General features: G+C 67.4%; 16 protein-coding genes. 6 read left to right on the top strand and 10 right to left on the bottom strand.

All coding sequences use genetic code 11. From position 1 onward, the window contains the following. Positions 1-155 precede the first annotated feature (155 nt). Entirely contained in the window at positions 156-1,715 is a 1,560-nt protein-coding gene (locus BM43_RS23985; protein WP_036048709.1) for a sensor histidine kinase, read from the top strand. Positions 1,716-1,778: 63 nt separating this feature from the next. Here BM43_RS23985 and BM43_RS23980 read toward each other — a convergent pair whose 3' ends face one another. The 7 genes from BM43_RS23980 to mnmC all read right to left on the bottom strand — a co-directional run bounded on the left by BM43_RS23980 (position 1,779) and on the right by mnmC (position 11,039). Then, positions 1,779-2,354: an SET domain-containing protein gene (locus BM43_RS23980; RefSeq protein ID WP_013696144.1), complete on the bottom strand. Its 576-nt coding sequence runs from the start codon at positions 2,352-2,354 to the stop codon at positions 1,779-1,781. Positions 2,355-2,659: 305 nt separating this feature from the next. Then, positions 2,660-3,772: an NADH:flavin oxidoreductase/NADH oxidase gene (locus BM43_RS23975; RefSeq protein ID WP_036048711.1), complete on the bottom strand. Its 1,113-nt coding sequence runs from the start codon at positions 3,770-3,772 to the stop codon at positions 2,660-2,662. Between the two features lie 215 nt (positions 3,773-3,987). Next, positions 3,988-4,698, bottom strand: a complete 711-nt coding sequence (locus tag BM43_RS23970; RefSeq protein WP_036048713.1) for a glutamine amidotransferase — start codon at positions 4,696-4,698, stop codon at positions 3,988-3,990. 40 nt (positions 4,699-4,738) lie between these two features. Then, positions 4,739-5,380: a MarR family winged helix-turn-helix transcriptional regulator gene (locus tag BM43_RS23965; RefSeq protein ID WP_013696141.1), complete on the bottom strand. Its 642-nt coding sequence runs from the start codon at positions 5,378-5,380 to the stop codon at positions 4,739-4,741. 511 nt (positions 5,381-5,891) lie between these two features. Then, a complete protein-coding gene (locus BM43_RS23960; protein WP_017917940.1) occupies positions 5,892-7,007 on the bottom strand; it encodes a YbdK family carboxylate-amine ligase in 1,116 nt (371 codons plus the stop codon). A 67-nt stretch (positions 7,008-7,074) separates the two neighbouring features. Then, positions 7,075-8,289 carry a cation:proton antiporter gene (locus tag BM43_RS23955; RefSeq protein ID WP_013696139.1) on the bottom strand — a complete coding sequence of 405 codons (1,215 nt, stop codon included), beginning with the start codon at positions 8,287-8,289 and terminating at the stop codon, positions 7,075-7,077. 773 nt (positions 8,290-9,062) lie between these two features. After that, positions 9,063-11,039 (bottom strand): bifunctional tRNA (5-methylaminomethyl-2-thiouridine)(34)-methyltransferase MnmC2/FAD-dependent 5-carboxymethylaminomethyl-2-thiouridine(34) oxidoreductase MnmC1, encoded by a 1,977-nt coding sequence (mnmC, locus tag BM43_RS23950; protein WP_036048715.1) that lies wholly within the window; start codon positions 11,037-11,039, stop codon positions 9,063-9,065. A gap of 415 nt (positions 11,040-11,454) precedes the next feature. On the opposite strand from mnmC, the gene BM43_RS23945 reads away from it, so the two are divergent. After that, on the top strand, positions 11,455-11,733 hold the full coding sequence (locus BM43_RS23945) for an HU family DNA-binding protein (RefSeq protein WP_006401505.1): 279 nt from the start codon (positions 11,455-11,457) through the stop codon (positions 11,731-11,733). Between the two features lie 156 nt (positions 11,734-11,889). Here the strand turns inward: BM43_RS23945 and BM43_RS23940 are convergent, their stop codons facing one another. Then, positions 11,890-13,182, bottom strand: a complete 1,293-nt coding sequence (locus BM43_RS23940) for a GTP-binding protein (RefSeq protein ID WP_036048717.1) — start codon at positions 13,180-13,182, stop codon at positions 11,890-11,892. Between the two features lie 310 nt (positions 13,183-13,492). Beyond that, positions 13,493-13,948 (bottom strand): lytic transglycosylase domain-containing protein, encoded by a 456-nt coding sequence (locus tag BM43_RS23935; RefSeq protein WP_013696135.1) that lies wholly within the window; start codon positions 13,946-13,948, stop codon positions 13,493-13,495. A 390-nt stretch (positions 13,949-14,338) separates the two neighbouring features. Between BM43_RS23935 and gspD the strand changes: the two genes are divergently transcribed. From gspD to gspF, 3 genes are read left to right on the top strand one after another with little or no spacing between them, the layout of a single operon-like run. Then, positions 14,339-16,702 carry a type II secretion system secretin GspD gene (gene gspD, locus BM43_RS23930; RefSeq protein WP_036048718.1) on the top strand — a complete coding sequence of 788 codons (2,364 nt, stop codon included), beginning with the start codon at positions 14,339-14,341 and terminating at the stop codon, positions 16,700-16,702. Continuing rightward, entirely contained in the window at positions 16,699-18,180 is a 1,482-nt protein-coding gene (gspE, locus tag BM43_RS23925) for a type II secretion system ATPase GspE (RefSeq protein ID WP_013696133.1), read from the top strand. The genes gspD and gspE overlap by 4 nt, the downstream gene beginning before the upstream one ends. A gap of 4 nt (positions 18,181-18,184) precedes the next feature. Then, positions 18,185-19,402 carry a type II secretion system inner membrane protein GspF gene (gene gspF / locus BM43_RS23920; RefSeq protein WP_013696132.1) on the top strand — a complete coding sequence of 406 codons (1,218 nt, stop codon included), beginning with the start codon at positions 18,185-18,187 and terminating at the stop codon, positions 19,400-19,402. Between the two features lie 81 nt (positions 19,403-19,483). Here gspF and BM43_RS23915 read toward each other — a convergent pair whose 3' ends face one another. Then, positions 19,484-19,894 carry a general secretion pathway protein GspC gene (locus BM43_RS23915; RefSeq protein ID WP_013696131.1) on the bottom strand — a complete coding sequence of 137 codons (411 nt, stop codon included), beginning with the start codon at positions 19,892-19,894 and terminating at the stop codon, positions 19,484-19,486. A 149-nt stretch (positions 19,895-20,043) separates the two neighbouring features. On the opposite strand from BM43_RS23915, the gene gspG reads away from it, so the two are divergent. Beyond that, a complete protein-coding gene (gene gspG / locus BM43_RS23910; RefSeq protein ID WP_013696130.1) occupies positions 20,044-20,496 on the top strand; it encodes a type II secretion system major pseudopilin GspG in 453 nt (150 codons plus the stop codon). The last annotated feature ends 57 nt before the right edge of the window (positions 20,497-20,553 follow it).

Here is a 20,553-nt window from a genome sequence, read left to right as displayed (position 1 = left end):
GCGCGCCGCGTGTCCGCCGGCCCTTCGCGGGCCGGTGGTGATGACACGGCAGCGCCGCCCCGACGCCAACGCGGCAGGCCTCGCGCCATGCCGCGTTTTCGTATCCCCGCCGCGCCCGGTTCATGCCGGGCGCTGCTTTTTGGATGGTTGACGCGATGTCCACTGAACCGGCCGCTTCCAGCCTGCGCCGCTCGCTGCTGCGCCGCCTCGCCGCCCCGCTGTCGATGCTCGCGCTGATGAGCGGACTGATCGCCTACTGGCTGGCCTGGCAGTACACGCAGCACGTGATCGACCGTTCGCTGGCCGATCTCGCCACCGCGATCTCCAAGCAGATCCAGATCGCCGGGCCCGACGCGCCGTTCACGGTGCCACCGCTGGCGCAGGCGATGTTCTCCGATCCCGCCGAGCAGCTGATCTACCGCATCAGCGACGGCGAGCACGAGCTGGCCGGCGACCCGCGGCTGCCGCTGCAGGGCACCAGCGTGCGCCGCATGCATTACGCCTATGTGTTCGAGTCCGACTACGAGGGGCAGGCCGTGCGCGTCGCGCAGGTGCGCGTGGAGCAGGCCGACAGCGGCAATCCGATGATCGTCGAGGTGGCCCAGCCGGTACGGCACCGCTACCAGATCGCCGCCGAATTCCTGGTGGCGATCATGATGCCGCTGCTGCTGCTGCTGCTGGCCGGCTGGGGCATCGTCTGGCGCGTGGTGAACCAGCAGCTCGGGCCGCTCACGCATCTGGCCGATTCGCTGAACCGGCAGACTCATACCTCGCTGGAGCCGGTCGACGAGACCGAGGTGCCGCTCGAGATCCGGCCCCTCACCAGCGCCATGAACGCGCTGCTCGGGCGCCTGAAGACCGCGCTCGACGCGCAGCGCAAGTTCATCGCCGATGCCGCGCACCAGTTGCGCACGCCGCTGACCGCGGTGAAGCTGCATGCCGAGCAGGCCGCCGTGGCGCGCGACCCCCAGCAGACCCTGAGCGCCGTGCACGAGCTGCGCGCCGCCGCCGATCGCGCGGTGCGGCTCTCGAATCAGTTGCTGTCGCTGGCGCGCGCCGAGCCGGGCGAGCAGGCGGCTCGCTTCGTGGAGGTCGACCTGGCGGCGCTGGCCTTCGAGACCGGCGCCGAATGGGTGCCGCGCGCGCTGGCCTGCCATGTCGACCTGGGCTTCCAGACCGACGACGAACACGCCGCCGGCAGCGGCCGCGCCGCCTCGGTCGGCGACGACGACAGCGAGGAGTTGCCGCCCGACGAGTTCGACCTGGCCAGCGTGCCGCCGCTGGTGGTGCGCGGCAACCCGGTGCTGCTGCGCGAGGTGATCGCGAACCTGCTCGACAACGCGCTGAAATACGTGCCGCTGGCGCGTCCGGAAGGCGCGCGCATCACGCTGAACGTCTCGCAGGTGACGCTCGGCAACGGTCGCGCCGCCGCCGAGATCGTGGTCGAAGACAATGGTTCGGGGGTGCCGGCCGGGCAGCAGGCCGACCTGTTCAAGCGCTTCTTCCGCGGCGACGCGCAGAGCGGCAATGGGGTGGAGACCGGCGCGGGGCTGGGTTTGGCGATCGTGCACGACATCATCGCGATGCACGACGGCGCGGTGTCCTATGCCGATGCGCCCGAGGGCGGTTCGCGCTTCATCGTGCGGATCCCGCTGGCCGCGAAGCCGGCCGATTCTGCGCCGAAGGCCGCCGAATCGGCGACGCAACACGCCTGAGCGTGTCGGCGCCCGGGCCGAGCCTGCATGACGGTGCCACCCGGGCGCCGCCATGCGCCGGCCTCACTTCTTCTTTTTGGTGCCTTTTTCGGCGCCCTTTTCCTTGCGCGAAGCCTTGTCGGCCTTGCCCGCCTTCTCGCCCTTCTCCGACCTGGCGTCCTTCTTCGCCTTCTTCTTTTTCTTCTTGTCCTCGTCGTTGACGGCCAGCAGCGTGCCGCGGCAGCTCGCGGTGCCGCAATGGCAGGCGTATTCGCGCTTGAGCTCCTTGGTCAGCTTGGCGTCGATCACCAGGCCGTAGTCGTAGAAAAGCTCCTCGCCGGCCGCGATATCGCGCAGTGCCTGGATATGCACCCGCCCGGCGGTTTCCTCGGCCTCGCAGTTCGGCTCGCAGGAATGGTTGATCCAGCGCGCGCTGTTGCCGTCGACCTTGCCGTCGATCACGCCGCCCTCTTCGAGCGCGAAATAGAAGGTGTGGTTGGGCTCGTTCGGATCGTGCGGATGGCGGCGCAGCGCCTCCTTCCAGGAGATCCGCTCGCCCTTGTACTCGACCACGCGCTCGCCCGCGCTGATCGGCGCGACCGCGAATACGCCCTTGCCGTGAACGCCGGAACGGCGCACCACGATCCTGCGTGAACTCATCGATGAATCCTTGTGAAGACGATGGAATGGCACGATACCGGCCGCCGGCGTGGCGCCGTCCGCCCGCCGCGCGCGAAAGCGCCAGCACGCGGGAGCATGCCCCGGCGACCAGCCGCCGTGAACGAGCCAACCGAATGCTACACGCTCGGCCTTGCTTCGTTCAACCAATCGGGCGAGGCGACGTGGGTTGGCGACGACGCGGGCGCGTCGTGCCGATCATGATGCAGCATCAAAAACATGGCGGCGCAGACGCGCGGGATCGCTTCCCTCGCATGCCGGCACCGCCTGCGCCGCCGCGGCCGCGCTCAGCGCTGGCCGAACGAGATGTCGCCGAACAGGTTCTTCTGGTCGCGCGGCTGCGAGCGCCAGTATTGCGGCGGCGCCGTCACCGTCGCGCCGAGCTCGGCGGCCGCATGCCACGGCCAGCGCGGATCGTAGAGCATCGCGCGAGCCAGCGCGACCGCGTCGGCATCGCCCTCGGCGACGATCTTCTCGGCTTGCGCCGGCTCGGTGATCAGGCCGACCGCGAAGGTGGTCAGCTCCACCGCGTGCCGCACCGCGCGCGCGAACGGCACCTGGTAGCCGGCCGACAACGGGATCTTCTGCAGCGGCGAGACGCCGCCCGAGGACACGTCGATCCAGTCGCAGCCGCGCGCCTTGAGCGCCTTCGCGAAGGCGATCGTCTCGTCCAGCGTCCAGCCGCCCTCGACCCAGTCGGTGGCCGAGACGCGCACGCCCACCGGCCGATCCGCGGGGAACGCGGCGCGCACGATCTCGAAGATCTCGAGCGGGAAGCGCATGCGGTTCTCGAGCGAGCCGCCGTATTCGTCGCCGCGCTGGTTGGCCAGCGGCGAGAGGAACTGGTGCAGCAGGTAGCCGTGCGCGGCATGCACTTCCAGCGCATCGATGCCGAGCCGCGCGGCGCGCCGGGCGGTGGCCTCGAAGGCGCGGCGCAGGCGATTCAGGCCGGCCGTGTCGAGCGCCAGCGGCGCCGTCTCGCCTTCCTTGTGCGGCACCGCCGAGGGCGCATGCGGCAGCCAGCCGCCGTCGGCTACTTCGATCAGCGAGCCGCCTTCCCAGGGCGCGCGGCTCGAGGCCTTGCGCCCGGCGTGACCGATCTGCATCGCCACGCGGATCGGCGAATGCTTGCGGATCGCCGCCAGCAGCGGCACGTAGGCGGCCTCGGTGGCGTCGTCCCACAAGCCGAGATCGCCCGGCGTGATGCGGCCGTCGAGCTCGACCGCGACGGCCTCGGTGCAGAGCATCGCGGCGCCCGACAGGGCGAGCTGGCCGAGATGGATGGTGTGCCAGGCGGTCGGCTCGCCGCGCTCGGCCGAGTACTGGCACATCGGCGACACGACGATACGGTTCGGCAGCGTGACATCACGCAGTTGGAGGGGAGAAAACAGGGCGCTCATCGGGTATGACTCGCTACAGGGGGACGGGAGCGGACGAGGTTAGCACGCGTGCCGCGCGGCTGCTGGCGCGTGCCCGGGCCGCGTCCGGCGGCACCGCCAAGGCGGGCGAAGGTGCCGGATGACGATGTGGATGCAAGTATCGGAGCCGCCAAGCAAAACGGCACGCCATGCGTGCCGTTTCGAGATCCACTGCCGGTTCCGGTTACCCGTGCCGCTCAGAGCCCCACCGAGGCGAGCCATTCGCCGAACATGCGCGCCGCGGCCGGTTCCAGCGCCGGCCCGTGCTGGGCCGTGGCCGCGCGCAATTGCCGGGCATCCACCCCGGGTGCCGAGCCGATCTCGCTGGCATGGCCGATCAGCCAGGCCTCGAAGCTCTCGGTGGCGACTTCCGGATGGCATTGCAGGCCCAGCACATGCTGGCCCCACGAGAACGCCTGGTGCGCGCAATCGGGCGTGGAGGCGAGATGGATCGCGCCGGGCGGCAGGTCGAAGGTATCGCCATGCCAGTGCAGCATCGAGGTCTCGCTGCCGGCCAGGTGCCGCAGCGGCGACGCGAGGCCCGCGTCGGTCAGCGTCAGCGGCGTCCAGCCGATTTCCTTGACCTTGCCCGGATAGACGCGCGCACCGAGCGCGCGAGCGATCAGCTGCGCGCCCAGGCAGATCCCGAGCGTCGGCAGGCCCGCTTCGATGCGCTTGCGGATCAACTCGATCAGCGGCGCCGTGGTCGGATAGAGATCATCGTCATAGGCGCTGATCGGGCCGCCCAGCACCACCAGCAGGGATGGGCCGCAGGCATCGAGCACCTCGACGCGCGAGGTGCCGACATCGACATACCGCACCCGCCTGCCCCGCTGGCCGAGCACGCGCTCGAAGCTGCCGAGGTCCTCGAAGTGCACGTGGCGGATTGCTACGACTTCTGCATTCATTCAACCGAACTCCGTCTGGCACGCCACGCGCGGCGCGTCATCACAACTGCGCGAACACCTTCCAGGTCTTCTTCTGCGTCAGCGCATCGGCTTCCTCGTGCACCGAGCAGTCGAGGCGCAGGTCGCTGTCGGCCATCGTCAGGTCGAGCAGCGAGCAGCGATACGACGGCTTCTTGGCAGCCTTGCCGGGCTGGAAGTGCTTGCAGGTGACGCACATGCGGTGCTGGGGCGCCTGGCCCGCCACCTGCAGTTCACGCAGCACCTTCAGCAGCGAGCGGTACAGGGCGCCCTGCTCGTCGCTGGCCAGCACGCCTACCGCCTTCGACAGGAACTCCGGCCACTGCAGCGCCTTCTTGGCCGCGGTGCGGCCGCGAGCGCTCAGGCGCACCGCCAGCGCGCGACCGTCGTCGAGCGCGCGGCGCTTTTCGACGAGACCCTTGCTTTCGAGCGTGCTGACCGCGTCGCTGGTGGTCGCCGCGGTGAGCTGGGTTTCACGGGCGATCTCACCGAGCCGCATCGGGCCCTTGCGTTGCAGCAGCAACACCAGGATTTCGCCCTGCGTCGGCGTGAGGCCAGCGCCTTCCGCCCAATCCCATGCCTCGCTCCGCATGGCCGTACTCAATCGCAACAGGCTGTGGGTCACACGACCCGCTGCCTCGTTCCCGTAAACGCCTTCGCTCATAGTCTTTTCGCTGTTGCCGGCCTCGGTTCCATCCGACGGCCTTTGTGGGGAGATCCGTGTCCGGTCCTGCGATCGAGCTGCAGTGCCCGGAACGGCGCAACCGATGCCCGTTCACCGTGGCTGGATTCGCCACGAACCGGCGCGCGAACGCGGCACTATCCGGTGCCGTCGATCGCAAAGCCGACATTCTAAGCGAGAGCGGAAAATCGCACAGCTAAGTTATCCAAATAAGTCTGTGGATAAAGCGAGGATAAGTGAATCAGCGCGCTGTGGTTTCGTGAATCAATCTCATATGAAATCGCCGCGACGCTTTCATTCGACAAACAACGCGCCGCCTCGGGCCTTGCGCGGGGCGCCCGGCGGCGGTCGCAGAGCCTTGACTTTGCTGGGAAAGTCCCGGTTATCCACAAGCTCGCCAGGCGAATTGTTTGCGACTACTACCTTTGTTCGGTCAGGACGGACAGTCGGTATCGCTTTGCGCCAGTACAGCCGATGGCGGAAATAGTCTTTTTCATTCGCGCCAGCGCAAGCACTGTTGTCGCACCGTCTCGTTGAGCGATTTTTCCTGCTTGAAAACGGTGCGCAGCCAGGAAGCGTCGTTCACGCGCGCCTTGGCCAGCGCGCCCACCTCGTCGAGCGCGGCGCGCGAGCCGAGCGCGGCCGCGTGCGGGGCGAGCTTGTCGAGCGTATCGAGAATGTCCTCGGCGATGGTGCGCCGCTCGCCCGTCTGCGGGTTCACGCAGGTGCCGTCCAGGCCGAAGCGGCAGGCCTCGAAGCGGTTGAAGGTATAGACCAGGTAATCGTCCTCGGACAGCGTGAGCGGCTTGTCGAGCAGCAGGTAGCGCGCCAGCGTCTGGATGTAGCAGGCGATCGCCGCCGCGCGGTCGACCGACAGCGGCGTATCCATCACGCGCACCTCGATCGTGCCGAAGCCGGGCTTGGGACGGATGTCCCAGTAGAAGTCCTTCATGCTGTTGACCACGCCCGTGTTGACCATCTTCGAGAAGTACTCCTCGAAGCCGTCCCAGGTCAGCGTATAGGGCGCGCGGCCCGACATCGGGAAGGCGAACACCGAATTGAGGCGGGCCGAATGAAAGCCGGTGTCCACATTCTGGACATAGGGCGAGGACGCCGACAGCGCGATGAAGTGCGGGATGTAGCGCGACATCGAATGCAGCAGGAACAGCGCGCTGTCCGCGTCGGGGCAGCCGATATGCACGTGCTGGCCGAACACCGTGAACTGCTTGGCCAGGTAGCCGTACAGCTCGGACAGGTACTGGAAGCGCGGCGCGTCGTAGATCTGCCGCTCGCTCCATTGCTGGAAGGTGTGGGTGCCGCCGCCGCACAGCCCGACGTTGAGATGGTCGGCCGCCTTGACCAGCACGTCGCGGATCGCATGCAGCTCGCTCAGGGCCTGCTCGTGCGAATGGCAGATGCCGGTCGACAGCTCGATCATGCTCTCGGTGATTTCGGGCGTGATGTTGCCCGGGTGCGGCTCGTTCTCGACCAGGCGCATCAGGTCGGAAGCCGCTTTGGTCAGATCGTAGTTGTGGGTGTTGACGATCTGGATTTCGAGTTCGACGCCGAAGGTGAACGGCTCGGAATTGTTGAAGGTTTCGAGTGCCATGGCGAATTCCGGATAACGGGTTGGGCACGGCCGCCGCCGTCTCGACGCTGGGCGGCGGCCGCGCCGGTCAGCTTTCGTCGCGTCGTTCGCCGACAGCCGACAGGCTGCGGTAGACGAACAGCGGACCGACCAGCTGCAGCAGAACGATCGAGCACATCACGACCGCGCGCAGGTGCGGGTCGAAATTCGGATAGGCCTGGTAGGTGTCGTCGACCAGCAGGTAGGCGAGCGCCGACATCGGCATCAGCGACAGCCCGAGCGCGACGCCCTGCTTGACGTTGATGCCGCTCTTCTTCGCGAAGGCGACCACCCCCACCAGCTTGGCGACCAGCCGCGTGAGGATCAGCACCACCGCCACCAGCCCGCCGGTGGCCAGGTCGTGCCAGGTGAACGAGGTCAGCGTCAGCACGAACAGGATCACGGTCAGCAGCCAGCCGGCGGTGCCGAAATGCTCGGGCCAGAGCTGCGGGCGCACCTCGAGGTTCTTCACGATGATGCCGGCCAGCAGCAGGGTCAGCACGGTCGAGAGCTTGAGCGCCTGGGCGACGGCGATGGCCAGCACCACCAGGCCGAACAGGGCGACGAAGGAATGCTCGTCGCGCATCGCCGGCGCGATGTGGCGGAACAGGTAGCGGCAGGCGCGCGCCAGCAGGTAGGCCAGGATCAGCGAACCGGCGATCAGGTAGATCGGCTGGAGGATGGTGGCGAACACGTTGCCGTATTCCTCCTGGTGCAGCCAGCTGGTCAGCAGCTTGGTGAGCACCACCGAATAGACGCTGTTGAGTGCCGTCAGCGTGAGCAGCCGTTGCGAGACCTGTCCTTCCGCGCGCAGCTCGGTCTTGAGCTGGATCGCCATCGCGGGCGAGGTGGCCACCGCGATGGCGGCCAGCACGATCGACACCATCGCCGGCACGCCGAGCACCAGCAGCACGGTCAGCACCAGGGCGAAGGTCAGCGTCGCCTCGGCCACGCTGGTGGCGATCAGCCAGGGGTTGCGGCGGATCCAGCGCAGGTCGAGCCGGTTGCCGAGCTCGAACAGCAGCAGGCCGAGCGCGACGTTGATCAACAGTCGCGCGCTGTCGCTGCTGCTCGCGTCGATCGCGCCGAAGCCGGCCGAGCCGGCGATCAGGCCGATCACCGCGTAACCGGTCACGCGCGGCAGGCGCCAGGCCCGGTAGCAGAGCTCGCCGCACAGGCCGGCGGCAAACAGCGCAATCCCGGCCCAGAACACCGCGTCGGGAACAAGCGGCCAATTCGGTAGAAACGAGAACGCCGACTTCATCGTGGTGACTTCTCCTATTCGAAGGCAACCGGCAGCGACGCGGGGTCGAGCATGTCGAACGAGTGGGCGCGCTGGCGGCTGATTGCCCCGTGATCGGTGTGTTCGCTGGTCTGGGCGTCAGGACACGGGGCTGCCCGATTCGCGGCGGGTGGACTTGCCGCTCGGGACATGGCCGATCTGATCGTCGGCCTGGGGTGTGAAGGAAACAGCGCGATCTCTCATCCTCAGATTCCGATCCGCAATAACTGTTCCGTGGGTGCCGCGCCGGTGGCATGCCGGTGCGGCGCGAAGGTGTCCGATTGTGCCACATCTATTTCGATCCGGATCGGATTTGTCCGGTGCCTGGCTGCCCGGCTGATGGCTCGGGGTTATATCCAAAGGTTTACCTGTATGTATACGTAGTAGAAGTTAACAAAGGCATGCCTTTTCTGTGGATAACTCCGGTAAACCTCACAGATTCATGGGCTTGGGAAAATCATAAGCACTCGCACAGTCTGTGCGTGCGCACAGGGATTCACAGAACAACTTTTGCTGTGCTGTGCGGCGAGGCCAAGTTACCCCGTTTACGTCCACTGTGCTTGCACAGACAACTCGCAGGCAATTCGCGCGCTTATCCACAGATTCGGGTGGATAACCTGCCATGGCCACTGTGTTGCCGTGAAAAAAATACTGTGGCTCGCGGCGAGCGAGCGCGGGCCTGCCTCGGCCGGCGCCGCTCGGAAAAGCATTGGATGTAATGGAAATGACGGGCGGACGAACGCCGCCTGGAGGAATCAGCCGACGCGGCCCTGGCGTAGCGCGCGCAGCAGGAAGCGCGCGGGATCGATCGCCTCGGCCAGTTCGCGCTCGATCGGCCAGGGTTCGCCCTCCAGTTGCGAGGCGATCAGCTCGGCGGCCAGCCAGGCCCAGACGAAGCCGCGCGAACCAAATCCGAAGGCGCCGTAGAGACCCGCCGCGCGCGGCAGGTCACGTGGCTGGGCGCCCGACAAGGCGCGAGCATGGGCGGCCGCGGCGGCTTCGTCGCCCAGCGCGCCCGCCAGCGGCAGGCGATCGCTGGCCACGCAGCGGAACGCGACTCGGCCTTTCAGCGAGGCAGGATCGGCGAGCATGTTGGAATCGACCTGGGCGTGAGGCAGCAGCGCGGCGAGCCGGACGAGGTTCTCTCGATGACCGGCTTCGCGCGGGATCGGATCGAGGTCGTCGGGCTCGTAGGTCGCGCCGGTCAGCGCGCTGCCGTCGGCGAACGGGATCAGGTAGCCGTCGCCGATCACGGGCAGCGCGACCTTGGGTGCGCTGCCTGCCGGCAGCATGCTCAGTTGGCCGCGCACCTGCTGTACCGGCGCATGTCGCAAGCCGGCCAGGCGCGGCGCGTCGGCCGCGTTCGCGACGATCGCCACCGCGGCCGAGGCCAGTGTCGCGCCGTTCGCGTCGAGCGCGAGCCAGCCGCCGCCCTCGCGCGGCACGAGGCGCGCGACCTCCACGTTCGCCAGCCGCGTGAGCCGCTCGCCCGCCGTCGCGCAGGCGGCCGCGGCCAGTTTCGTCGGATCGAGCGAGCCGCCTTGCGGGAAGAACCATCCACCTTGCGCGGTTTCGCTACCCAGTTGTTCGCCGGCCTGCTCGCGCGAGAGCAGCGAGGCCAGTTCATCGGGCATGCCCAGCGCATCGGCGGCGGCTTGCATGCGCACGAATTCCGGTTCGTCGCAGGCGAGTTGCAGCAGGCCTTCGCGACTACGCGAGAACGCATGTCCGGCCGCTTCGAACGCGCGCCATCGCGACAGCGCGTATTGATAACCGGCACGCGAGAGCCGCGCGCCGAAGTTGTCGTCGATCGCGACCAGCGGATGGAACACGCCGGCGCGATTGCCCGAGGCTTCGCTCGCGAGTTCGGCATGTCGATCGATCAGCGTGACTCGCCAGCCGCGCGCGGCGAGACGCTCGACCAACGCGCAACCTGCCAGGCCCGCGCCGATCACGATCGCGTCGCGCGTATCGGCGTCGAAGGCGCGTGGCGGTTCGTGTCGACGCAGCTTCCAGCGCGGCGCGAATTCGCCGACCAGCATCGCGCGCTTGCCCGCGAATCCCTCCACCTTGCGATACGAAAAGCCCGCGTTTTCCAGGGCTCGTTTCACATCGCCGGCGCTCGTGTAGGTGGCGAAGCTGGCGTGTTCGTCGGCCAGTTTCGCGAGCGCGCGGAACACCTCGACGGACCAGAGTTCGGCGTTGCGCGAGGGCGCGAAACCATCGAGATAAAACGCATCGGCACGCAGCACCAGCGAGGGCAGCATCTCGCGCGCATCGCCGAAGGCGAGCGTCAGTACCACCCGCCCTGCATCGAGTTCGACGCGATGCAGCCCCGGCGTGAGCATCGGCCAGGCATCGGCGAGTTCGTCGACGAGGCTCGCATCGATGGTTGTGCCCGCAACGATATGGCGAGCGGCCTTGCGCAGGTCCTCGCGCGAGAACGGATGTTTCTCGACCGAGACGAAATGTAGCCGCTCGCTGCGCGAAGGATCCGCGCGCCAGGCGGCCCAGGTCGCGAGGAAGTTGCAGCCGGTGCCGAAGCCGGTCTCGACGATGGTGAAGTGGCGACGCCCGCGCCAGCGTTCGGGCAGGCGGTTGCCGCGCAGGAACACGTGCTCGGCCTGGGCGAGCGCGCCGGCCGCGCTATGGTAGATATCGCCGTAGGCGGGGGAAACGAGCGTGCCGTCTTCGCGGAAGACGAGCGTGGCGGGAGCGAGTCGGTCGGTCATGCGAAACAATCGAAAGGGCCGGCGAAGGGCCCGGGCAAATGCGCTGCAACACCTGGCCGGAGCCGCCAAAGCCGCGCCCAGCCTGGCGTTGGCAAAAACCAACGTCGGCTCCGAAGGCTCGCTTGCGGCGCTTGACAACGCTGGTCGCCACGCGGCAAAAATGCGGGCAACGGCCTGAAGATCCGGCAAAATCCGGATGAAAATCTTTGAAACCCTTGTCGTTATTGGGTTTGCGCTGCGCTATCATAGCAAGCGCCGTACTGCGGAAGCGCCTCAGGGCTCACCCGCGGGTACCAGGCGCGGCGCGGTCCGGATGCGCCTGGTCGTCGCCGCGAACTGCGATGCTACGGCCTGCGCACGTATAATCGGCGCGTCCGCGCTGTTCGTGTCAACTTAACCTGAGAAAGGAACCTTAATGAACAAACAGGAACTGATCGACGCCGTCGCCGCACAGACGGGCGCCAGCAAGGCTCAAACCGGCGAAACGCTGGACACGCTCCTCGAGGTGATCAAGAAGGCCGTGTCGAAAGGCGACGCGGTTCAGTTGATCGGCTTCGGCAGCTTCGGCTCGGGTAAGCGTGCAGCACGTACCGGCCGCAACCCGAAGACGGGCGAAACCATCAAGATTCCGGCAGCCAAGACCGTCAAGTTCACGGCTGGCAAGGCATTCAAGGATGCAGTGAACAAGCGCTGAGTCCAGCGTTTGTGAACGGAAAAACCCGCCTCGCGGCGGGTTTTTTTTCGTCCCGAGGAAGCCTCGCGGGCGCTGGAATGACGTGTTTGCGCGACGCTTTTCCCCGATTTGACCAAGCTTGACCATCGACCGAGGCGGGCCTCGAAAGGGCCCGTTTCAGTGGCGATGGACGATTTCCTCGTCGTCGTGATCGTCGTGCTCGTCGAGGTCCCAGGACGGAAACGGATCGGGCAGCGCGCGCCAGGCTTCCATGCCGGCCGCGTATTCGGCATCGTCGAGCAGGCAGGCGTCGAATTTCGCGCGCCATTGCGCGGCGTCCAGGCCGATGCCGATCAGCACCAGTTCCTGGCGGCGGTCGCCGATACTGTCGTCGTCGGGCGCGCCATGCCAATCGGCGGCGATCTCCTCGAGCAGCGCCGGATCGTCATCGGGCCATTCGGCGCGGTCCTGCGCGGCCCACCAGAGCCCGGCCGGCCCGTGCCGGCAGACGCCGCCCGCCTGCGAGAGCGAGCCGCCGATATCGTTGCGCGTGGCCAGCCAGAAGAAGCCCTTGCTGCGCAGCACGCCCTGCCATTCGTCGTGCAGCAGGGTCCAGAAACGTTGCGGATGAAACGGTCGGCGCGCGCGATAGACGAAGTTGCCGATGCCGAACTCGCCGGCCGCGTGCGTGTGCCCGCAATCCTCGCCGCAATCTTCCCCGTGTTCGTGATCGTGCCGATGCTCGAGCGAGGCGAGCCAGCCCGGCGCGTTGGCGGCGGCCTCGAAATCGAACAGGCCGGTGTCGATCACCTCGCGCAGCGGCACCGCGCCGAAGCGGCTCACCAGTTGCCGCGCGCGCGGGTTGAGGCTGGCCAGGATCGTCAGCAGGCGCGCGAGTTCGTCCGCCGCGACGAGGTCAGCCTTGTTGATCACCAGCACGTCGCAGAACTCGATCTGCTCGATCAGCAGCTCGACCAACTGGCGATCGTCGTCGCCCTCGGCCAGGCCGCGGTCGGCCAGGCCCTCGTCGGAGCCGTAGTCGCGCAGGAAATTGAAGGCGTCGACCACGGTGACCATGGTGTCGAGCCGCGCGATATCGCCGAGCGTCTCGCCCTCGTCGTCGACGAAGCCGAAGGTTTCGGCGATCGGCATCGGCTCGGCCACGCCGGTCGATTCGACCAGGATCGCGTCGAAGCGCTGCTCGGCCGCGAGCCGGCGGATCTCGACCAGCAGGTCGTCGCGCAGCGTGCAGCAGATGCAGCCGTTGGACATCTCGACCAGCCGCTCTTCGACGTGCGAGAGGGTGGCGCGATCCTCGACCAGCGCGGCGTCGATATTGACCTCGGCCAGGTCGTTGACGATCACGGCCACGCGCAGGCCCTCGCGATTGGCGAGGACGTGGTTCAGCAGCGTGGTCTTGCCGGCGCCGAGAAAGCCGGACAGCACGGTGACGGGCAGGGGCTGGTTCATGGCGGTGCGTACCCTGGAAAGTGGCGGAAGCGGCGGCCGGCGCGGCGAAACGAGGCTCGCGCGCACGGCGGCGTGAAAGCCGCATTGTGCATCAAACGCGGCTGGGCCCGCCCGCGCCGGGCTGGGGCGTCGGCCGCGAGGCCTCAAACGTCGGCTCGCCATATCTAGATAGCAGGCGGCGGGAGCCTGGCCGGGAAGCCGCGGCAGGAAGTAGACGGGATTCGGTAAAACCGCGGCTGGGCCCGCTAAACAGGCAGGGATGCGCAAACCGCCGATCGGCGAGCCGGGCGCAAGCGCGCCTCGGCGTGTTTCAGCGCGGCTCGTTCTCGGCCGGCAGCAGGCGCCACTTGGACAGGATCGCCGCGATCTGGTGCGCGTACTTGTCCCGCAGCGGCGGTGTTTCGGAGTGGTAAGCGCCGATCGCCGCCCAGGTATTGCCGTACTTGTTCATCTTCTGGCGCAGGTGCCAGGCGGCGATATAGACGTTCTTGCACGGCTGCATCAGGGTGTCCTTGGTGATGCCGTACTGGGCCAGCCGCGACAGATGGATCGAGTTGATCTGCATGATCCCGTAATCGGTCGAACCGTTCGCATTACGGTTGATCGCATCGGGTGTGTTGTGGGATTCCTGCCACGCGATGGCACGCAGGATCAGGGGATTGACCTTCTGGTACTTGGCCGCCTCGTCATAGCAGTCGGCCCGCGCGGGGGCACTGAAACCCGCGGCGGCAAGCGACACGACAATAAGAAAACACCTAATTTGCATTAGGAAGCCTTCCGAATGGCAGCAAATACGGGAGTTCGGGGTGGGAAAACCCCCAACACGGAAATTGCGCGCCGCTAGCGCGCCGCCCGTATCATACCGGGGCCTCGCCGCCTTGTGCCACCGTCCGATGCGCGTGGTTCCCCGCTTCGGTCGCCCGGTTTTCCTTGGTTTTCATTCCGAAATCTTGCGAAATCTTGCGAACGAAATGGCGCCGCGATCGGGCCTGGCGGCTTTGTTGAAAAAAGTGAGAACGCTCTCGGTCCGATGTGATATTTCGGACACGAAAAGCTGCTAATGTCCGTTTTTTGCTAAGTGCAATCACGCTCTATCGTCGGATACGGCCTTACCCGGCATCGATTACCCACCCTCATGACAACCACTCGTTTTGCTATGCGGCGCGCTGCAAAAGCGCTCGTCGTCGCCGGAATCGTCGCCTCGCAGATCGGCCTCGCGCAGGCCCAGGTGACGCTCAATTTCGTCAATGCCGACATCGACCAGGTCGCCAAGGCCATCGGTGCGGCGACGGGCAAGACCATCATTGTCGATCCGCGCGTGAAGGGCCAGCTCAACCTGGTATCCGAGAAGTCGGTGCCCGAGGACCAGGCGCTCAAGACCCTGCAATCGGCGCTGCGCATGCAGGGTTTCTCGCTGCTGCAGGACCACGGCGTCCTGAAGGTGGTGCCCGAGGCCGACGCCAAGCTGCAGGGCGTGCCCACCTACGTGGGCAACACCCCGCGCGCCACCGGTGACCAGATCGTCACCCAGGTGTTCGAGCTGCACAACGAATCGGCCAACAACCTGCTGCCGGTGCTGCGTCCGCTGATCTCGCCGAACAACACCGTCACCGCCTACCCGGCCAACAACACGCTGGTGGTCACCGACTACGCCGACAACGTGCGTCGCATCGCGCAGATCATCGCCGGCGTCGACAACGCGGCCGGCACCCAGGTGGTGGTGGTGCCGCTCAAGAACGCCAACGCGATCGACATCGCCAGCCAGCTCGGCAAGCTGCTCGACCCGGGCTCGATAGGCAATACCGACGCGACGCTGAAGGTCAACGTATCGGCCGACCCGCGCACCAACTCGATCCTGCTGCGCGCCTCGAACGCCTCGCGCCTGGCCTCGGCGCGGCGCCTGCTGGCGCAGCTCGACGCGCCCAGCGCGGTGCCCGGCAACATGCACGTGGTGCGGCTGCGCAACGCCGACGCGGTGAAGCTGGCCAAGACGCTGCGCGGCATGCTCGGCAAGGGCGACAGCGGCGGCTCGGCTTCCTCGAACGACGCGAACTCGTTCAACCAGGGCGGCGGCTCCGGCGGCGGCAGCAACTTCTCGACCGGCACGGCCGGCACCGCGCCCCTGCCTTCCGGCTCGTCCTCGCTGTCCTCCTCGTCGGGCTCGGGCTCGAGCACCGGTTACGGCAGCGGCAGCGGCGGCAAGAGCGACGATTTCTCCAGCAACAAGAACGGCAACGACGACAACCAGCCCGGCGGCATGATCCAGGCCGATTCGGCCACCAACTCGCTGATCATCACCGCCTCGGACCCGGTCTACCGCAACCTGCGCGCCGTGATCGACCAGCTCGACGAGCGTCGCGCGCAGGTCTATATCGAGGCGCTGATCGTCGAGCTGAACTCGAGCACCTCGGCCAACCTGGGCATTCAGTGGCAGGTGGCGAACAACGCGCTGTACGCGGGCAGTTCGCTGGGCAGCGGCATCAACGGCGTCGGCAACACCATCACGAACCTGACCGCGACAGCGGCCACCACCTCGCTGCCGAATGGCGTCAATTCCGCGGCGGCCGCGGCCGCTACGCTGTCGCCGGGCCTGAACATCGGCTGGCTCAAGAACATGTTCGGCATCACGGGCCTGGGCGCCCTGCTGCAGGCATTCTCGGGCTCGAACGACGCCAACATCCTGTCCACGCCGAACCTGGTCACGCTCGACAACGAGGAAGCGCGGATCGTGGTCGGCCAGAACGTGCCGATCGCCACCGGTTCCTACGCGAACCTCACCAGCGGCAGCAACAGCAACGCCTTCAACACCTTCGATCGCCAGGACGTCGGCCTGACCCTGCACGTCAAGCCGCAGATCACCGAAGGCGGCATCCTGAAGCTGCAGATCTACACCGAGGATTCCTCGGTGGTGCCGAGCGCGACGAGCAGCGGCAGCAGTTCGAGCCAGGTCGGCGTGCCGACCTTCAACAAGCGCTCGATCCAGTCGACCGTGCTGTGCGACAACGGCGAGATCATCGTGCTCGGCGGCCTGATGCAGGACAATTACCAGGTCGGCAACAACAAGGTGCCGCTGCTCGGCGACATCCCCTGGATCGGCCAGCTGTTCCGCTCGGAAGCCAAGCAACGCTCGAAGACCAACCTGATGGTGTTCCTGCGCCCGGTGATCCTCAGCGACGAGGCCACCACCCAGGCCGTCACCGCGAATCGCTACGACTACATCCAGGGCGTGCAGGGCGCGTACAAGTCCGACAACAACCTGATCCGCGACAAGGACGACCCGGTCACGCCGCCGATGCCGCTCGGCCCGAGCCAGGGCGGGGCACCGGCCGCGAACCTGTTCGACCTGGATCGCATGACGCGCACCCCCGGTTATCCGGCCGCGCCCGGCCGCGCACCGACCAACGTGCCGGCTCCCGCGGTGGCCACGCCGACGGTGAACCCCGCGCCGATGCCCGCGCCCGCCGTCACCACGCCGGTGCCGACGCCTGGCCTGACCAGCCAGCCCGGAGCGCAGCCGTGAACGAGCCCGTGCGCGATGCAGCGACCAGCGAGGGGCCGTCGGCGATCGCTGCTCGCCTGCTGCCCTACGGCTTCGCCAAGGCCGGCCAGATCCTGGTCGCGCAGCAGGACGGCGAGGCGATCGAGGTCTGGATCAGCGATCGCACCACCGACGCCGCGCTGGCCGAGGTGGCACGCAACTTCGGCGCGTTGAGCGCTCGCCGGCTGCCGGCCGACGAGCTCGCGCAGGCCATCAACACCGCCTATGCGCGCCAGGACGGCAGCGCGGCGCAGGTGGTCGGCGAGGTGGAAGGCGAGGTCGACCTGTCGCGGCTGATGCAGGACATCCCGGAAGTCGAGGACCTGCTGGAATCGGAGGACGACGCGCCGATCATCCGCATGATCAACGCCCTGCTCACCCAGGCCGCGCGCGAGCAGGCTTCCGACATCCACATCGAGCCCTTCGAGAACGCCTCGGTGGTGCGCTTTCGCGTCGACGGCACGCTGCGCGACGTGGTGCGGCCCAAGAAGGCCCTGCACGGCGCGCTGATCTCGCGGATCAAGATCATGGCGCAGCTCGACATCGCCGAGAAACGCCTGCCGCAGGATGGCCGCATCACGCTGCGCGTGGGCGGCCGCCCGGTGGACGTGCGGGTCTCGACGCTGCCCACCGGCCACGGCGAGCGCGCGGTGCTGCGTCTGCTGGAAAAGGATGCGCAGCGCCTGAACCTCGAGGCGCTCGGCATGGGCCGCGACACGCTGGTGCAGTTTGACAAGCTGATCGGCCGCCCGCACGGCATCGTGCTGGTCACCGGCCCGACCGGCTCGGGCAAGACCACCACGCTCTACGCGGCGATGTCGCGGCTGGAGACGGCCACCACCAACATCATGACGGTCGAGGATCCGATCGAATACGACCTGTCCGGCATCGGCCAGACGCAGGTGAACGAGCGGATCGGCATGAGCTTCGCGCGCGCGCTGCGCTCGATCCTGCGCCAGGATCCGGACGTGATCATGATCGGTGAAATCCGCGATCTGGAAACCGCGCAGATCGCCGTGCAGGCCTCGCTGACGGGCCACCTGGTGCTGGCCACCCTGCACACCAACGACGCCGCCTCGGCCGTCACGCGCCTGACCGACATGGGCGTGGAGCCCTACCTGCTGGCTTCCTCGCTGCTCGGCGTGCTGGCGCAGCGGCTGGTGCGCCAGCTCTGCCCGCATTGCAAGGAACCGCGCGAGGAGGAAGGCCGCGTGATCTATCACCCGGTGGGCTGCGAGAAGTGCGGCCATTCGGGCTACACGGGCCGGCGCGGTGTCTATGAACTGCTGGTGATCGACGACGCGATCCGCTCGCTGGTCCACCGCAACGCGCCCGATTCGGAAATCCTCGCCTCGGGCCGCTCGAACGGCATGCGCACGCTGCGCGACGACGCCGAGCGCTGGCTCGCGCAGGGCAACACCTCGCTAGAGGAAGTGCTGCGCGTGACGGGAGGCGCGTAGCGCGATGCCGGCATTCCGTTTCGAAGCGATCGATTCCGGCGGCCGCCCCCAGAAGGGCGTGATCGAGGCCGACAGCGCGCGCGCCGCGCGCGGCCAGTTGCGCGGCCAGGGTCTCACGCCGCTGGTGGTCGAGCCGGCCGCGAGCCGCTCGCGCGGCCAGCGCAAGCAGCGCCTGTCGATCGGCCGCAAGCTCTCGCAGCGCGAGCAGGCTATCCTCACGCGCCAGCTCGCCAGCCTCTTGACCGCCGGGCTGCCGCTCGGCGAATCGCTGGCGGTGCTCACCGAGCAGGCCGAGCGCGACTACATTCGCGAGCTGATGGCGGCGATCCGCGCCGAGGTGCTGGGCGGCCATTCGCTGGCCAGCGCGCTGGCCGAGCATCCGCGCGACTTCCCCGAGATCTACCGCGCCCTGGTATCGGCCGGCGAGCACACCGGCAAGCTCGGCATCGTGCTGTCGCGCCTGGCCGACTACATCGAGCAGCGCAACGCGCTCAAGCAGAAGATCGTGCTCGCCTTCACCTATCCGGGCATCGTCACGCTGATCGCGTTCGGCATCGTCACCTTCCTGCTCAGCTACGTGGTGCCGCAGGTGGTGAACGTGTTCGCCAGCACCAAGCAGCAACTGCCCTTCCTGACCATCGTGATGATGGCGCTGTCGGACTTCGTGCGGCACTGGTGGTGGGCGATGCTGATCGGCGTGGTGGTGCTGGCCTGGATCGTCAAGACCACGCTCTCGCGCGCCGGCCCGCGGCTGGCCTTCGATCGCTGGCTGCTGGGCGCGCCGCTGGCCGGCAAGCTGGTGCGCGGCTACAACACGGTGCGCTTCGCCAGCACGCTGGCGATCCTGACCGCGGCCGGCGTGCCGATCCTGCGCGCGCTGCAGGCGGCCGGCGAGACGCTCTCGAACCGCGCCATGAGCGGCAATATCGACGACGCGATCGTGCGCGTGCGCGAGGGCACCTCGCTGTCGCGCGCGCTCAACCACGTGAAGACCTTCCCGCCGGTGCTGGTGCACCTGATCCGCTCGGGCGAGGCCACCGGCGACGTCACCACCATGCTCGACCGCGCCGCCGAGGGTGAGGCGCGCGAACTCGAGCGCCGCACCATGTTCATGACCAGCCTGCTCGAGCCGCTCCTGATCCTGGCGATGGGCGGTATCGTGCTGGTGATCGTGCTGGCCGTGATGCTGCCGATCATCGAGCTGAACAACATGGTGCAGTAAGGGATGCAAGGCGAAACGGGCCGCGATCGCGACCCGTTGCCGGAATGAACGTCGGCGATGAGCGTTATGGGAAGGAACGGCTCAGCGCACGTAGATGGCGGGGCCGGGCGTGTTGGCCGGCAGGAAGATCTCGGCATGCGCGCCGTTGCGGTCGATCACGATCGAGCGGGCGCGGACCTCGGCGAGCTTGGTGCCCTGGGAGATGTCGCCGCCCAGCGTGATGGTGCGGGCCGGATCGCCGCCGATGCCGACGATCGCGGCGGCGCCCTGGCGCAGCGCGAGGATGCCGAACAGGTGGATGTCCTCCACGGGGTTGTGCGTGAGCTGCCCGCCGAACAGCGCGGCAGCGTCCTCCGTGCGCAAGGGAGCGCGCGCGGCGGCGGCGGGTAGCGGGGCCTGATGCGCCGAGAGCGTGATGGCCCAGTAGGTGGCCGTCGCGCACAAGGCCGCGAAGAGGGCGAGGGATAGGATCCGGATCGAGAGCGCGTTCATGCGGGCTATTGTACGGATGAATATGAAATTTGCGTTGAGTGAAAGCCCGCAGCGGAGGCCGCCTTACAATGCGGCTTCGCTGCGCGGGCGACGTGCCCCGCGGGCGCCATTCAATGTTGACTACTGTTTTTGAAAGAGAGGTTTCACTCATGCAAACGTGGATCAATCGCCGCTCGCCGGCAGGCCGTCGCCAACGCGGCTTCACGCTGATCGAAATCATGGTCGTGATCGCGATCCTCGGCATCCTGGCCGCGCTGATCGTGCCGAAGATCATGAGCCGCCCGGACGAGGCACGGCGCGTGGCCGCCAAGCAGGATATCGGCACCATCATGCAGGCGCTCAAGCTCTACCGCCTCGACAACGGCCGCTATCCGACCCAGGAGCAGGGCCTGCAATCGCTGATCGCCAAGCCCACCACCGATCCGGTGCCGAACAACTGGAAGGACGGCGGCTACCTCGAGCGCCTGCCCAACGATCCCTGGGGCAACCCGTACAAGTACCTGAACCCGGGCGTGCACGGCGAGATCGACGTGTTCAGCTACGGCGCCGACGCCAAGGAAGGCGGCGAGAACAACGACGCCGACATCGGTTCCTGGCAGTAAGCCCGGCGCATCGGATCGCACCGCCCGTCCCTTCCCTCTTGGTCAGTTTCGTTTGAC

This window comes from Burkholderia gladioli (assembly GCF_000959725.1).
Taxonomy (GTDB): Bacteria; Pseudomonadota; Gammaproteobacteria; order Burkholderiales; family Burkholderiaceae; genus Burkholderia; species Burkholderia gladioli.
The sequence above is the reverse complement of the archived record's forward strand: the minus strand, read 5'-3'. Positions and strand labels throughout refer to the sequence as shown.

Coding starts and splice junctions, on each gene's coding strand:
- BM43_RS23985 (WP_036048709.1), top strand. CDS start 156: ATGTCCACTGAACCGGCCGCTTCCAGCCTGCGCCGCTCGCTGCTGCGC.
- BM43_RS23980 (WP_013696144.1), bottom strand. CDS start 2,354: ATGAGTTCACGCAGGATCGTGGTGCGCCGTTCCGGCGTTCACGGCAAG.
- BM43_RS23975 (WP_036048711.1), bottom strand. CDS start 3,772: ATGAGCGCCCTGTTTTCTCCCCTCCAACTGCGTGATGTCACGCTGCCG.
- BM43_RS23970 (WP_036048713.1), bottom strand. CDS start 4,698: ATGAATGCAGAAGTCGTAGCAATCCGCCACGTGCACTTCGAGGACCTC.
- BM43_RS23965 (WP_013696141.1), bottom strand. CDS start 5,380: ATGAGCGAAGGCGTTTACGGGAACGAGGCAGCGGGTCGTGTGACCCAC.
- BM43_RS23960 (WP_017917940.1), bottom strand. CDS start 7,007: ATGGCACTCGAAACCTTCAACAATTCCGAGCCGTTCACCTTCGGCGTC.
- BM43_RS23955 (WP_013696139.1), bottom strand. CDS start 8,289: ATGAAGTCGGCGTTCTCGTTTCTACCGAATTGGCCGCTTGTTCCCGAC.
- mnmC (WP_036048715.1), bottom strand. CDS start 11,039: ATGACCGACCGACTCGCTCCCGCCACGCTCGTCTTCCGCGAAGACGGC.
- BM43_RS23945 (WP_006401505.1), top strand. CDS start 11,455: ATGAACAAACAGGAACTGATCGACGCCGTCGCCGCACAGACGGGCGCC.
- BM43_RS23940 (WP_036048717.1), bottom strand. CDS start 13,182: ATGAACCAGCCCCTGCCCGTCACCGTGCTGTCCGGCTTTCTCGGCGCC.
- BM43_RS23935 (WP_013696135.1), bottom strand. CDS start 13,948: ATGCAAATTAGGTGTTTTCTTATTGTCGTGTCGCTTGCCGCCGCGGGT.
- gspD (WP_036048718.1), top strand. CDS start 14,339: ATGCGGCGCGCTGCAAAAGCGCTCGTCGTCGCCGGAATCGTCGCCTCG.
- gspF (WP_013696132.1), top strand. CDS start 18,185: ATGCCGGCATTCCGTTTCGAAGCGATCGATTCCGGCGGCCGCCCCCAG.
- BM43_RS23915 (WP_013696131.1), bottom strand. CDS start 19,894: ATGAACGCGCTCTCGATCCGGATCCTATCCCTCGCCCTCTTCGCGGCC.
- gspG (WP_013696130.1), top strand. CDS start 20,044: ATGCAAACGTGGATCAATCGCCGCTCGCCGGCAGGCCGTCGCCAACGC.